Genomic DNA, 13,128 nt, shown 5'->3' on the forward strand with positions numbered 1-13,128 from the left:
CGATATGAAGCTTCTTGTCTCCTTGCTTACCGCCGTCGCTCTGGCCGTACCCATGTTCTCAGCCACAGCGGCCGAAGCGGCCGCCCCTGCATCGGCGGCAGCGAAGCCGGATCTGGTCAAAGGCGAGGCAAGCTTCACGGCGGTATGCGCAGCCTGCCATGGCGCCGACGGTAATTCAGGCGTTCCGGCCAATCCCAAGCTGGCCCAGCAACATCCTCAGTACCTGGTGAAGCAGCTGCAGGAGTTCAAGTCCGGCAAGCGCAACAATGCCATCATGAAAGGCTTTGCCAGCACTCTCAGCGATGAGGACATGCGCAATATCGCCTACTGGGTCACCACCAAGAAGGCCAAACCTGGCTTCGCCAAGGACAAGGAACTGGTCGCATTGGGTGAGCGCATCTACCGTGGTGGCATTGCCGACCGCCAGATCGCCGCCTGCGCTGGTTGCCACAGCCCCAATGGCGCAGGCATTCCTGCACAGTACCCCCGTTTGGGCGGTCAGCACGCCGACTATGTGGCGGCACAGCTGACCTCGTTCCGTGACGGTGTTCGCAATAACAGCCTGCAGATGACCCAGGTAGCGGCCAAGCTGAACGACCGTGAAATCAAGGCGGTTGCCGACTACGTGGCCGGCCTGCATTGATTGCCCAGAGATAAGCCCTGGTGCGGGTTCTGTGATGGAACCAAGCACGCCACCGATACCCTAAAAGGCGGGCCATCCTCGATGGTCCGCCTTTTTTGATTCCTGCCACCGCAGTTTCCCTCTCTTTCACATGACCGTTACCACCCACGGCGTTCGCGTCAAAACCGGCTCCCAGGCACTGCGCTCTGCTGTGGAGCTGCTGTCGTCGATGCGATTTTCGATCTCTCTGCTGACGGTGATCTGCATTGCCTCCGTCATCGGCACTGTGCTCAAGCAGCAAGAGCCGCTGGTGAACTACGTGAACCAGTTTGGGCCGTTCTGGGCCCAAGTGTTTGCCGCAGCCAGCCTGACCACCATCTACAGCGCCTGGTGGTTCATGCTGATCCTGGCGTTCCTGGTGCTCAGCACCTCGCTGTGCATCGCCCGCAGCACACCCAAGATACTGGTGGATCTGCGCGCCTACAAGGAAAACATCCGCGAACAGAGTTTGAGGGCGTTTGGCCATCGTGCTGAGGCGGCCCTTGACGAAGAGCCCGAAGCGGCTGCACGCCGTATCGGGCAAACTCTGGTCAGCGGGGGCTGGAAGGTCAAGCTGCAGCAGCGCGACCATGGCTGGATGGTGGCAGCCAAGGCCGGCGCGGCCAACAAGCTGGGCTACATCGCCGCACACAGTGCCATCGTGCTGATTTGCCTGGGGGGGCTGTCCGATGGTGATTTGGTGGTGAAGGCGCAAATGCTGCTGAATGGCAAGTCGGTCTACACCGGCGGTGGATTGATTGCCGATGTGCCGCAGGCCAACCGTTTGGGCCCGAACAACCCGACGTTTCGCGGCAATATCCTGGTGGCCGAAGGCTCGCAGGCCAGTGTGGCCATCCTGAACCGCGCCGATGGCGTGGTGCTGCAAGACTTGCCGTTTGCCATTGAGCTGAAGAAGTTCATCGTCGAGTACTACTCCACCGGCATGCCTAAGCTGTTTGCCAGCGATATCGTCATCCATGACAAGGAAACCGGCGCCGCCATCCCGGCGCGGGTTGAGGTCAACCATCCGGCCAGCTATAAGGGCGTGGAGATTTACCAGTCCAGCTTTGACGATGGCGGCTCGTCGGTCAAGCTGCGGGCCGTGCCCATGGTCGTCAGCAACAAGCCATTCGAGGTCAATGGTGTGATTGGCGGCAACACCCCACTGAGCCACGGCATCGACGGTGACAAGCTGACGCTGGAATACACCGCGCTGCGGGTGATCAACGTGGAGAATTTTGGCGATGCGGGCGGCTCCGGTGCCGACCCACGCAAGGTAGACCTGCGCCACTCCATTGACTCGCGCCTGGGGGCTGCGAACAAGACGCAAACCCAGAAGGTGCTGCGTAACGTCGGCCCCAGCATCGGCTACAAGCTACGCGACGCTGCAGGCCAGGCCCGCGAATTCCACAACTACATGCTGCCCGTGGATACCGGCGACGGTGTCCCCGCCTTCCTGTTGGGCGTGCGCGAGAACCCGGCCGATGCCTTCCGTTATCTGCGCATACCGGCGGACGAGCAAGGTGGCATGGACGGCTTCCAGCGTTTGCGTGCGGCCCTGGCCGATCCTGTGCAGCGTGAGCGTGCGGTGCAGCGCTATGCGGCCAAGGCGGTGGACCCGTCCCGCCCTGAGCTGGCGCAGCAATTGTCGGTGTCCGCCGGCCGGGCTATGGCCTTGTTTGCTGGCGCGCAGTCGCCCTCCGCAGCGGGTACGGCCAAGGGCGGGTTGCAGGCAATTTCTGATTTCATCGAGGCCAATGTGCCTGAAGCCGAGCGCCCACGGGCCGGCGAGGTGCTGGTGCGTATCCTGAACGGCGTGCTGTTTGAATTGGCCCAGGTCGGCCAGGAGAAAGCCGGCCTGCCTCCGCTGGAGCCCAATGTCCACAACCAGGGCTTCATGACCCAGGCCGTATTGGCGCTGAGCGATGTGCAGCTCTACCCCGCACCCATGGCGTTTGAGTTGCTTGACTTTCACCAGGTGCAGGCCAGTGTGTTCCAGGTGGCGCGCGCGCCGGGTAAAAAAGTGGTGTATCTTGGCTGTGCCTTCCTGATACTGGGCGTGTTTGCCATGTTGTACGTACGTGAACGCCGGGTATGGGTCTGGCTCAGCCGCCGCGATGGCGGGACGCAGGCCACCATGGCCCTGTCCACCAACCGCAAGACCCTGGACGGTGACCGCGAATTTGACCACCTCAAGAGAAGGCTGATTGGGGCCAAGGAGCTACTATGAACACCGTATCCACGCCCGCAACTGTCCAGTTGAACGAAGGCTATTTCTCTCGCCGCAACACCTTCGACTGGGTGTTTGCCGTCCTGGTGCTGGCGGGTGGGCTGTTCGCCTTCAGTCGCTACATGGCCTATATGGACGTGTATGAAAAAGGCATCATGTTGGCCGCCATGCCCGCCGCTATCTGGGTGGGTTGGTTTTGGCGGCCCTTGCGGGCTTTGATGCTGCTGGTGACGGCCTTGTCGCTGCTGGCGATTTGGTCCTACCAGGTGGACGGCCAGGGCAGTTTGCCGCGCTCGGAGTCGGTGTTCTGGTTGAAGTATTTCCTGTCCAGCCAGTCGGCCATTCTGTGGATGAGCGTGCTGGTTTTCATGTCCACCATTTTTTATTGGTTGGGCGTGGTGGCTGCGGGCAGCAATAGTGCCAGCCTGGAATCCATAGGCTCGCGTATCGCCTGGGCCGCAGTGACCATGGCCTTGGTGGGCACCATGGTGCGTTGGTACGAAAGCTATTTAATCGGCGCCGATGTGGGTCACATTCCAGTCAGTAATTTGTACGAAGTGTTTGTGCTGTTCTGCTGGCTCACGACCACCTTCTACCTGTACTTCGAGGCCCAATACAACACCCGCGCGCTGGGTGCCATGGTGATGCTGGTGGTCAGTGCTGCGGTGGGTTTCTTACTCTGGTACACCGTGGTGCGCGAAGCGCATGAAATCCAGCCCCTGGTGCCCGCCCTGAAGAGCTGGTGGATGAAGCTGCATGTGCCGGCCAATTTCATCGGCTACGGCACGTTTTCCCTGGCGGCGATGGTGGCGTTCGCCTATCTGGTCAAGCAGCAGGCGCTGGAAACCCGCTGGCACAAGCTCACGCCGCTGTGGCTGTTGGGCATCGTGCTGTGCTTCATGCCGTTGGTGTTCCGCAAGACCACGGCGGAGGCTGGCGGCAGCTACTGGGCCGTGTATTTTGCGATTTCGGCGGCCATCATGGGCGGCATACTGGCCGGGCGCAAGCGCATCGCTTCGCGCTTGCCCGCTTTGGATATTCTGGACGACGTGATGTACAAGTCCATCGCCGTCGGCTTCGCCTTCTTCACTATCGCCACTGTGCTGGGGGCTTTGTGGGCTGCCGAGGCCTGGGGCGGCTACTGGAGCTGGGACCCGAAGGAAACCTGGGCGCTGATCGTCTGGCTCAACTATGCCGCCTGGCTGCATATGCGTCTGATGAAGGGTCTGCGCGGGACTGTGGCGGCCTGGTGGGCGCTGGCCGGCCTGGGCGTCACCAGTTTTGCCTTCTTGGGGGTGAACATGTTCCTGAGTGGATTGCACAGCTACGGAACCTTGTAAAAGGCTTTGAAACACCCCCAGGCTGCGCCAACCCCCTTGCAGGTGGCGATACCAGTGGCCCGGCGAAGCCGGCTCCACGGTATCTCTGGAATGGAGAAGTTGGACAGTGAAGGAAACTTGTAAGGTTTTTTTGTGTCGGACGACTGATACTCATGTATCCAAGGAGTCTCCATGTTGATCAAGTCCCGCGCTAACGGTTTCATCCATTCCACCCCCAGCGACATCACGCCGCAGCGCATCTATGAGGGCCGGCGTGACATGGTCAAGCTGATGGCCTCGGGGGTAGCCGGGGCGGCCTTGGCAGGCTGGGCCGGGCGTGAGGCAATGGCCCAGGGGGCTGGACAAGGTGGGGGCAAGCTGCCGCCGCTGGTGGGCGCCAAGTCGTCCGTGGCGGGCGCGGTGGTGATGGAGAAAGTCACCGACTACAAAGACGCCAGCAGCTACAACAACTTCTACGAATTCGGCACCGATAAGGCCGACCCAGCCAAAAACGCCGGCACGCTGCAAACCAAGCCATGGACGGTCGAGATCGAGGGCATGGTCAAAAAGCCGGCCAAGTACACCCTGGAAGACCTGCTCAAGCTCAGCCCCATGGAAGAGCGCATCTACCGCCTGCGCTGCGTAGAGGGCTGGTCCATGGTGATCCCCTGGGTGGGCTATTCGCTCAGCGCGCTGATCAAGGCCGTGGAGCCCTTGGGCAGCGCCAAGTATGTGGAATTCGTCACCCTGGCAGACCCCAAGACCATGCCTTTTGTGGGTTCGCGGGTCTTGTCGTGGCCCTATGTCGAAGGTCTGCGCCTGGACGAGGCCATGCACCCGTTGGCCTTGCTAACGTTTGGCATGTACGGCGAGGTGCTGCCCAACCAAAGCGGTGCGCCAGTGCGCATGGTCGTGCCATGGAAATACGGCTTCAAGAGCGGCAAGAGCATCGTCAAGATCCGCTTCACCGACAAGCAGCCGGCAACCGCCTGGAACAAGGCTGCTTCCAACGAATATGGCTTCTTTTCCAACGTGAACCCCGATGTGGACCACCCGCGCTGGAGCCAGGCGACCGAGCGCCGCATCGGTGAAGACGGCCTGTTCGCCAAGAAGCGCAAGACGCTGATGTTCAACGGCTACGAGGCCCAGGTTGGCCAGCTGTACGCCGGCATGGACCTGAAAAAGTTCTACTGAGCGCTCGCCGGAAAGTTCTGCCATGAAAAAGTTGCTGTTGCATCCGGCGGCCAAGCCGTTGGTGTTTGTTTTGTGTTTGCTGCCGTTTGCCTGGCTTGTGTATGGCGCATTCACCAACGGTCTGGGGGCGAACCCGGCCGAGTACCTGATCCGCGCCACCGGCGACTGGACTCTGCGCTTTATCTGCATCGTGCTGGTAGTGACACCGCTGCGCACCATCGCCAACTGGCCTGCCTTGGCCCGGTTTCGGCGCATGCTGGGGCTGTTTGCGTATTTCTACGTGGTGGTCCACCTGCTGAGCTACAGCGGCTTTGACATGGGTTTTGACGTAGGCGACATCGCTCATGACATCGCCAAGCGGCCGTTCATCCTGGTGGGCTTTCTGGCCTTTGTGCTACTGACACCGCTGGCTGCCACGTCCTTCAACCGCGCCATCAAGGCCATGGGCGCCAAACGCTGGCAGCTGCTGCATAAGCTGGTCTATCTGATTGCCGGCCTGGGCGTGCTGCACTTTTTCTGGATGCGTGCCGGAAAGCACAACTTTGCCGAAGTGGCGGTGTATGCCGCCATCATTGCGGTGTTGTTGGGTTGGCGCGTGCTGCAGTTTTTAAAGAAAAAGGGCTTGCAGCGCACAAACAATATGCGCGGGCAGCTATGAAAAGAATAGTGACTGCTTTGTAAAAGGTTGGTTACATTTTGAGATACTTGCGGGGGTATGAATACTCCCCGCTCCTTGTTCTGTGTGGCTTTTGTGGCCACTACCGCTGCTGTCGGCGTCTCCTATGCCGCTGAACTGACACCCATCACAGTCATCGGCCCGCTGGCGCCTAGCCCCAATACCCTTGTGTTCGACCGTGACGAACTGGCTCGGTTCGGCGACGGTGGCGATTTGAGTGAGGTGCTGCGCCGCTTGCCCGGCGTGCAGATCAGCCCCGAGGGTCGTGTCCAACTGCGCGGGATGGGTAACGGCTATACCCGTATCGAAGTGAACGGCGAGGCGGTTGGCGGACTTGGCGCCGGCCCTGTGCTGGACGGCCTGACCGTGGATATGGTGGAGCAGGTGGAGCTGGTGCGAGGCGCATCGGCGACCAACAGCGGTGAGGCCGTGGCCGGCATTCTGCGCATCACCACCCGCGCCGCCAGCGGAAGCGAGCGGCTGCGCGTCAGCACCCAGTGGGGGGCCGACGCTGGCCGCCCCAGCGCCACCCTGGGCCTGGTGTGGAGTGGTAGTTTGGGCGATGTGGACTACCAGCTTAGCGCCCGCGCCAAGCAACGCCGCGTGGCGCCCCGCGACCAGGCCGATGGTGCCAGTCTGGATGCCGGCGGTGCGGCCTACGCCACCAGCCAGACCGGTACTGTGCGCACCAACCAGACTGGTGGCCTTTCCATGGAGCCGCAAATCGTCTGGCGCGCCAGCCCGCGCGACACCTTGACCTTTACCAGCATGGCCGAGAAAAGCATGGAGCGCCTGGACACCGACCAAACCTACAGTCTGCAAGCTCCCTGGCCAGCCGACTACGCCAGCATGCCCACCCGCGAGCGCAGCCATACCTGGAGCCTGCGCCCGCAGATGCAGTGGAAGCACCGCCTGGACAACGGCGACCGTTTCACCGTCGATGTCGGCGGCAACCGCAGCTGGAATGTCGGCAGCTGGGCCCAGCAGCAGTGGGATGCCACGGGCAGCGAAATCTCATCCGAGGACCAGCAATGGCGTACCCGCCAAAGCGGCCACCACCTCGGCCTGCGCTGGGACGTGGCCACCAACGACGCACTGCACTGGGTGTTGGGCTACCGCGTGGACGCCGAAGCCCAGCGCGAAACCGACACAGAAGGGGGCGACGAAAGCCACAGCAGCGTGCAGCGCCGGCAAACGGCCACCTTCGTGCAGGCTATCGCCCAGCTGGCCCCCGGCTGGAAGTTGGAGGCCGGCCTGCGCCATGAGCGCACCCAGCTCGACGTGGCCGACGACAGCATGGCGCGCCAAACCGCGCAGGGCATCTGGCTGCCATCGGCCACCTTGGCCTGGAGCCTGGATGCACAGCGCACCCTGCGCCTGAATGCGGGCCGTACCTACCGCTCGCCCCGCCTCAAAGACCTGTCGCCCAGCCGCCGCAGCACCAGTTGGAATGTGCCTGGCAATCCCGATACCGAAGGCAACCCTCTGCTGCAGCCCGAGCGCGCCACGGGCATAGAGCTGGGCCTGGCCCAGCTGCTGGATGAAGACGGCCAGCAGGGCGAATTCGGCATCACCCTGCTGCAGCGCCGCATCCAGCAGCGTATCCAGTACCAGCTGGATTGGGTAGACGACCGCTGGCTGCTGGCTCCGGTGAACGCCGGCGGCGCACGGGTGCAGGGCCTGGAGCTGGATGGCCGCTGGGCCTTGGCCCACACGGCAGCCGCCTTGCCGCTGACCCTGCGCGGCAGCCTGGGCCTGTACCGCACCCGGCTGGACGACGTGGCCAGCCCCAACGGCTTGCCGGGCCAGCCCCGAGCCCTGCTCAACCTGGGGTTTGACGTACACAGCGCCCGCTGGCCGCTCTCCTGGGGTGGCAACCTGAACGTTGCGCCCAGCTACACCGCACGCACCAGCAGCCAGCAGACCGTGGATACGGGTGTTCGCCGAGCGCTGGACCTCTACGCCCAGTGGCAGTTCGACCCGCGCACCCGTCTGCGCCTGAACGCATCGCAGCTGGGTGCCCGCAACACCAGCGTCTCCTACCTCATGACCGATACCTACGGCAACGCTGAGCGCACTGCACTGCGGCAAACCCGGCTGTGGGCAGCCTCTGTCGCGCTGGAGAAAGAGTTCTGATGCCTTGGCCCCGCATGTTGCGTGCAGCCCTGGTCATAGCCCAGTGCGCCTGTGCCAGCCTGCAGGCGGCCCCTGCTGTGCAGTTCTTGGCAGGGCATGTGCAGCAGCTTCACCAGGCGGTTCGCCTGCAGCAATGGGGGGCCGCCCAGGCCCAGGTGGCATGGCTGCAGCCCCGGTTGCCATCGGATGAGGCCTGCGCCGACCAGCGCTGCCGCCAGGTGCAAGTAGACAGGCTGCTGCTGCACAAGGCCCTGGGTGAGCTGGATGCTGCTTACGCCCTGGCCCAGACCATAGAGCGCAACGCCGCGTCCACATCTGCCGAAGGTGCTGCTTGGAACGCCATCAACCTGGCCGACCTGGCCCGCCGGATGGACCGCCAGCCCGACGCCCTGCAATGGCTGGACACCGCCTTGTCGCGTGCGGCCAGCTTGCCCCCTGATAGCGCGCCACGGCAAACCGCGCAGCGCGCCCGCTTGGATCTGCTGGCCCATTTCGAGGTGGACGATCCCGCCGTATTGGGCCCGGCCGTCGCCGATATTGCCGCCATGGCCGCGCACGCGCAACAACTTCACGGCCGTGCCAGTGCCGAGCGCGCCAGTCTGTTGCGCCTGCAGTCCACGCTGGTCAAACGCCTGGGTGACACGGCGGCTGCGGCGCGCCTTGCGGCGGAGTCCTTGGCCATTGGCTGGGCCCTGCAGGAGCCCGGGCTGCAGCTGTATTCCGGGCTGCGGCTGTCCAACAGTGCCCGCCGGGCTGCACTTCCCGCTGCACAAATTTTTTATGCCAAGTGGGCCATCAACGCGGCCCAAACCGAGCGCAGCAGCACCTTGGACTTGCCCCCCACGCGCCAGCAAAGCTTTATGCAAGATAAGCGCGAGGACTACGTGGACCTGGCCGACGCCCTGCTGGAGCAGCGCCGCCTGCCCGAAGCCGAGCAGGTGCTGGCCATGGCCCGTGAGGAGGACTACCACCAGCTTGTGCGCAGCCAAGAGCCGCGCCGGCAGCGGTTGGCATTTACTGGGGCCGAGCTGCCGCTGGCTCAGGCACTGGGCCAACACCGCCAGCGGCTAGAGCGCGCCTATGCTGAATGGCGCCGCCAGGACCCGCCCTTGGGCCTGGCGGAGCAGCCGCTGCAGCAGGCTCTGGATGCTGCCGTGGCCGCACTGCTGGCTGGCCAGGCATTGCCGCAGGCCCAGCCCCTGGCGCCCACTGCGCCCACGGTTTCAAGCGCTACCGGCACTCCGCAGGTGTTTTACCTGCCCACGCCCGACCGCCTGCGGATTGCTGTCGCCCGTGGCGACGCCTTGGACGTGGTGGATGTGCCCGTGTCCGAGCCGGAGCTGCTGCAGCAGGTTGCGGCGCTGCGCCGTGCGCTGCAAAACCCCAGCCGCGATGCCCGCCCGCAGGCCCAGGCCCTGTATGCGCTGCTGTGGGCCCCTATCGCCCACCTCTTGCCCCCACCCACCGGCACGCCGGTCTTGTTGCACCCCGAAGGCGTGCTGCGCTACCTGCCGTTTGGCACCCTGCACGATGGCATGCACTGGCTGGTGGAGAGCTATGCCTTGGCATTGAACGCCGATGGCGGCGCAGTGCCTGCGCAGACTCCTGGTGCGGACCGGGGCGGCTGGGCTTTGTTCGGCGCTAGCCGGGGCGAGGCAGGGCTGGCACCTCTGCCCCAGGTCGCGCGCGAGCTGGCCAGTATCCGCCGCGCCGCGCCGCCAGACAGCGCACTGGCGCTGAACGCGGGCTTTACCGTGGCGCGTCTGCAGGCGGCCCTGGCCCAACGCAGTGTGGTGCACATCGCCAGCCATTTCGTTCTGGCGCCGGGTGACAGCCGTGCTTCCTGGTTGCAGTTGGGCAATGGCCAACATGTTTCCTTGGCGGCGATGGCGGGTGGTGCGTACCGCTTCGACGGGCTGGACCTGCTGACCCTCAGCGCCTGCGACACGGCTGTACCTCTGGGTGTAGACGCACAGGGCCGCAGCCTCGACGGCCTGGCCTGGCTGGCCCACACACGCGGCGCCAAGAATGTACTGGCCAGTCTATGGCCGGTGCCGGATGCGTCCACCGCCACGCTGATGGGCCGCTTCTACCAGCACCTGGCCGAGGGCCAAAGCAAAGCCGACGCCCTGCGCGCGGCCCAGCTGGCTGAATTGGGCCAAGGGACGCTGCTAACCAGCGGGGCCCAGCCGGCTCGGGGTCTACAGCCACTTGCGCCAGGCGGCGAGGGCCGCCACCCGTATTACTGGGGGGCGTTTGTTTTGCTATCTAAAATATAGCTGCTTGCGTACTATTTATATGCGCTAGAGGCACAAAAGACAGGCGCGTATTGCGGCTGCTCAGCGCCACGTAATGCGCGCCCACCAAGGCGCAGGTCCGCTATCTTCTCCGGCGGAAAAGGTTCGCGGTAGCGACTGTGGCAATGCAGGCGCCAGGGTCAATTGCAGTGATTCTTGGCTCTTGGCGCCGTCATCGATTAGCGCAAAAGCCTGCTGCCAGCGTGCCGGAGCGGCGGGTGTGCCGGCTTCTAACCGGTTGGTATCGCCGGCCTGCGCTGGGTACAGCACCCGGGATGCGCCCTGGCGGGGCAGGTAGGTGACTGCCATGTCCAGCGACGTGCCGCTGGTGTTCTCCACCACCAGCGTCAGCAGACTGCCTGCGGGCAAACGACCTAGGTCGTTGTTTCCCTGGGCGTTGATCCGCTGCGTAGCTTGACCGGGGCGCTGCAGGGTGATGCCGGCCCGCACACCGGCTGGTAGCGGGGCCGGCGCCGAAAGCTCAGCAGCTCCAGGCAAGCGCTCATCTGCGCTGCGCGGAGGGCTGTGCCCCCACAGCGGTGCATCCAGATCTCCTTCGAACAAAGGCGATGGCCAGGTGCTGCGGGCAATGGGAAGGCGGGCGGCCAGCTGCTGGTACTGCTGCAGGGTGGAGGCCGCCAGGCTGCGGTAGCTGGGTTGGCCTGCGGTCCAGGCCGCCAGCAGGGCCTGGGTGAATAGCCCTGCGCCCTTCCATTCGGGCGTACGTTGGTGGCTTTCGCTGGCGTAAAACGCCACAAATGCGGGGCGCGGCTGGGGTGCAGGCAGAGAGCCGTCGGGGTCAATGTTTATGTTGGGCCGGCCTGGCGCTGGGGAGAGTTGGCGTAGTTCCAGCCCGCGCCAGCGCAGCCCGGTGGGCGCCATATCTCGCGTGCTGGACGCGGCATGGCAGGAGTCGAACACCGCAAACACCTGTGCGCCCCGGGTTTGCCACGCGTCGATGCGCGCACCCAGCGCAGCATCGTGCACGGCCCCGCGCAGCACAGGGGTGCCGCTGCGGCGCTCAAGCTGCGCATCGCGTGCCAGCAGGTATTCGTCTTGCCCATCGGGTTCCTGGCGCAGCTTGGGTGGGGCCGGGCTGCGCACGCCGTGGCCCGACCAGTACAGCAACACGCTGTCGCCAGACCGCAGCCGGGGAGTGAGTGCGTCCAGCGCATTCAGGATAGCGGCCTGGGTCGGTGGGGTGGCGCCAGCGACGCCGTCCGCCAGCACGGTGGTGTGGTCTGCACGAATGCCTTGGGCGGGCAGGGTGGCTTGCAGGGCTTGTACGTCGTGTTGCGGTCCGTCCAGCCACAGGTTGCGTGGCTGGTAGGTCAGTTGCGACACGCCTACCAAGACGGCATAGCGTTCAGCGTGGGCTGTGGCTACAAGTACCAGGCACGCCAGCGCGGCGCACAGTGTGCGGCTCAGCGAGCGGAGTGTCACGGGGCCGTGGCCGAGTGCACCAGGGGGCTTGCACGCAGGCTTGCCAGCGCCGCTTCGGCCTGCGTGGCCGGCAGGGCCAATGTCCATTGCCCACGGGCATCAGGGCCGGCAACGGCTTCAGCTTGCAGGCTGTGCAGCAGGGCGCTGACTTCTTGCAGCGAGGCTTGGGGTGCGAACTGCACCACCACGGGGGTCGTGGCCGCCCGCAGGGCATCTAACTCGCCGCCGCGCCAGGCCACCGCGGCTTCCTGGGGCGCGTGGTTCTGCCAGGCCAGCAGCCCGGCCTGCAGCACGATGACCAGGCTGGCCAGGGCGGTGGGCCAGCGGGTGAACCAGCGGCGCAGGCTATCGTGCCAGGCCGGCTGGGGCGCGCGTACCGGAGCATGGGCTGCGTCGGCTTGCAGGCGGGCGTGCAACTGGGCCAGCCCGGCTTCGGGATCGATGTGTGTCAGCTCGGCGTGCAGGGCCTGCTGCAGGCTGGTGTGCAGTGCGGCGTCCGCATCGCTGTCTAAATGGCTATGTGCCATCGGAGCCTCCTTCTTGGGCCAACCAGCGTTCCAGGCAGGCGCGCAGGTTCAGGCGGCCATGGTAGAGCCGCGTCTTGACGGTGTTTTCAGGGCTGTTTTGCAGCAGGGCGATGTCGGCCAGGGGCATGTCCTCCAGCGCCCAGAGCATCAGGCCCTCGCGCTGCAGCGGGTTGCGCAGGCGGCGCAGGCAGTCCATTACGCCGTGCTGCCGTTGCCGTTGTGCCAGTTGTGCAGGGGGCTCGTACTGCGTGTCGGCGGGTGGGTCTATGCCATCCAGATCGTCCAGGCTTTCCGTGGGCACGCGGCGTTGCAGATGGCGCAGGCGGTCAATGGCTTTGTTACGTGCCAGGGTGAACAACCAGGTGCTGAAGGCCACACGTCCGTCGAATCGCTCGGGCGCACGCCACAGGTCGTGGAACACATCAATCGTGATTTCGTCGGCCAGCGCCTCTGCATCCAAGCCGCTGGGCGCCAGTTGCATGCGCGCAAACAGCCGCACCTTGGCCGACCAGCTGCGGTACAGGCTGTCAAGGGCGCGGGTGTCACCGGTGCGGATGGCGGCGAGCAGTTCGGACGGATGGGACTGGGGCTGCATGGGGTCGGCGGAATGATAGCTGCGTAGCGGTGCATATTTTTTGAACCGAA

The 13,128-nt window shown here is 64.5% G+C and carries 10 protein-coding genes; 7 read left to right on the plus strand and 3 right to left on the minus strand.

What is annotated here, in order from left to right; all coding sequences use genetic code 11:
• The first annotated feature begins 4 nt into the window (after nt 1-4).
• The 7 genes from AC4BBN_RS12065 to AC4BBN_RS12095 all read left to right on the plus strand — a co-directional run bounded on the left by AC4BBN_RS12065 (nt 5) and on the right by AC4BBN_RS12095 (nt 10,495).
• Nucleotides 5-643 carry a c-type cytochrome gene (locus AC4BBN_RS12065; protein WP_490592220.1) on the plus strand — a complete coding sequence of 213 codons (639 nt, stop codon included), beginning with the start codon at nt 5-7 and terminating at the stop codon, nt 641-643.
• A 130-nt stretch (nt 644-773) separates the two neighbouring features.
• Entirely contained in the window at nt 774-2,891 is a 2,118-nt protein-coding gene (locus AC4BBN_RS12070; protein WP_490592221.1) for a cytochrome c biogenesis protein ResB, read from the plus strand.
• The gene (gene ccsB / locus AC4BBN_RS12075; RefSeq protein WP_490592222.1) at nt 2,888-4,231 is read left to right on the plus strand and encodes a c-type cytochrome biogenesis protein CcsB; all 1,344 of its coding nucleotides are present in this window, start codon (nt 2,888-2,890) and stop codon (nt 4,229-4,231) included. The genes AC4BBN_RS12070 and ccsB overlap by 4 nt, the downstream gene beginning before the upstream one ends.
• Nucleotides 4,232-4,402: 171 nt before the next feature.
• Nucleotides 4,403-5,404, plus strand: coding sequence for a protein-methionine-sulfoxide reductase catalytic subunit MsrP (gene msrP, locus AC4BBN_RS12080; protein WP_490592223.1), 1,002 nt, complete (start codon nt 4,403-4,405; stop codon nt 5,402-5,404).
• 22 nt (nt 5,405-5,426) lie between these two features.
• Nucleotides 5,427-6,062 carry a protein-methionine-sulfoxide reductase heme-binding subunit MsrQ gene (gene msrQ / locus AC4BBN_RS12085; protein ID WP_490592224.1) on the plus strand — a complete coding sequence of 212 codons (636 nt, stop codon included), beginning with the start codon at nt 5,427-5,429 and terminating at the stop codon, nt 6,060-6,062.
• 57 nt (nt 6,063-6,119) lie between these two features.
• Nucleotides 6,120-8,216 carry a TonB-dependent receptor plug domain-containing protein gene (locus AC4BBN_RS12090; protein WP_490592225.1) on the plus strand — a complete coding sequence of 699 codons (2,097 nt, stop codon included), beginning with the start codon at nt 6,120-6,122 and terminating at the stop codon, nt 8,214-8,216.
• The gene (locus AC4BBN_RS12095; protein ID WP_490592226.1) at nt 8,216-10,495 is read left to right on the plus strand and encodes a CHAT domain-containing protein; all 2,280 of its coding nucleotides are present in this window, start codon (nt 8,216-8,218) and stop codon (nt 10,493-10,495) included. The genes AC4BBN_RS12090 and AC4BBN_RS12095 overlap by 1 nt, the downstream gene beginning before the upstream one ends.
• Before the next feature lie 60 nt (nt 10,496-10,555).
• On the opposite strand, the gene AC4BBN_RS12100 is transcribed toward AC4BBN_RS12095, so the two are convergent.
• Genes AC4BBN_RS12100 through AC4BBN_RS12110 form a run of 3 tightly spaced genes read right to left on the minus strand, consistent with a single transcriptional unit; the run spans nt 10,556 to nt 13,078 of the window.
• A complete protein-coding gene (locus tag AC4BBN_RS12100; protein WP_490592227.1) occupies nt 10,556-11,956 on the minus strand; it encodes a caspase family protein in 1,401 nt (466 codons plus the stop codon).
• Complete coding sequence (locus AC4BBN_RS12105) at nt 11,953-12,483, minus strand: hypothetical protein (RefSeq protein WP_490592228.1); 531 nt, start codon at nt 12,481-12,483, stop codon at nt 11,953-11,955. The genes AC4BBN_RS12100 and AC4BBN_RS12105 overlap by 4 nt, the downstream gene beginning before the upstream one ends.
• The gene (locus tag AC4BBN_RS12110; RefSeq protein WP_490592229.1) at nt 12,473-13,078 is read right to left on the minus strand and encodes an RNA polymerase sigma factor; all 606 of its coding nucleotides are present in this window, start codon (nt 13,076-13,078) and stop codon (nt 12,473-12,475) included. Before AC4BBN_RS12110 ends, AC4BBN_RS12105 begins: the two co-directional genes overlap by 11 nt.
• Between the last annotated feature and the right edge of the window lie 50 nt (nt 13,079-13,128).

Source organism: Rhodoferax sp. SPJ21, from assembly GCF_058216335.1.

Coding starts and splice junctions, on each gene's coding strand:
- ccsB (WP_490592222.1), top strand. CDS start 2,888: ATGAACACCGTATCCACGCCCGCAACTGTCCAGTTGAACGAAGGCTAT.
- msrP (WP_490592223.1), top strand. CDS start 4,403: ATGTTGATCAAGTCCCGCGCTAACGGTTTCATCCATTCCACCCCCAGC.
- msrQ (WP_490592224.1), top strand. CDS start 5,427: ATGAAAAAGTTGCTGTTGCATCCGGCGGCCAAGCCGTTGGTGTTTGTT.
- AC4BBN_RS12110 (WP_490592229.1), bottom strand. CDS start 13,078: ATGCAGCCCCAGTCCCATCCGTCCGAACTGCTCGCCGCCATCCGCACC.
- AC4BBN_RS12070 (WP_490592221.1), top strand. CDS start 774: ATGACCGTTACCACCCACGGCGTTCGCGTCAAAACCGGCTCCCAGGCA.
- AC4BBN_RS12065 (WP_490592220.1), top strand. CDS start 5: ATGAAGCTTCTTGTCTCCTTGCTTACCGCCGTCGCTCTGGCCGTACCC.
- AC4BBN_RS12095 (WP_490592226.1), top strand. CDS start 8,216: ATGCCTTGGCCCCGCATGTTGCGTGCAGCCCTGGTCATAGCCCAGTGC.
- AC4BBN_RS12105 (WP_490592228.1), bottom strand. CDS start 12,483: ATGGCACATAGCCATTTAGACAGCGATGCGGACGCCGCACTGCACACC.
- AC4BBN_RS12090 (WP_490592225.1), top strand. CDS start 6,120: ATGAATACTCCCCGCTCCTTGTTCTGTGTGGCTTTTGTGGCCACTACC.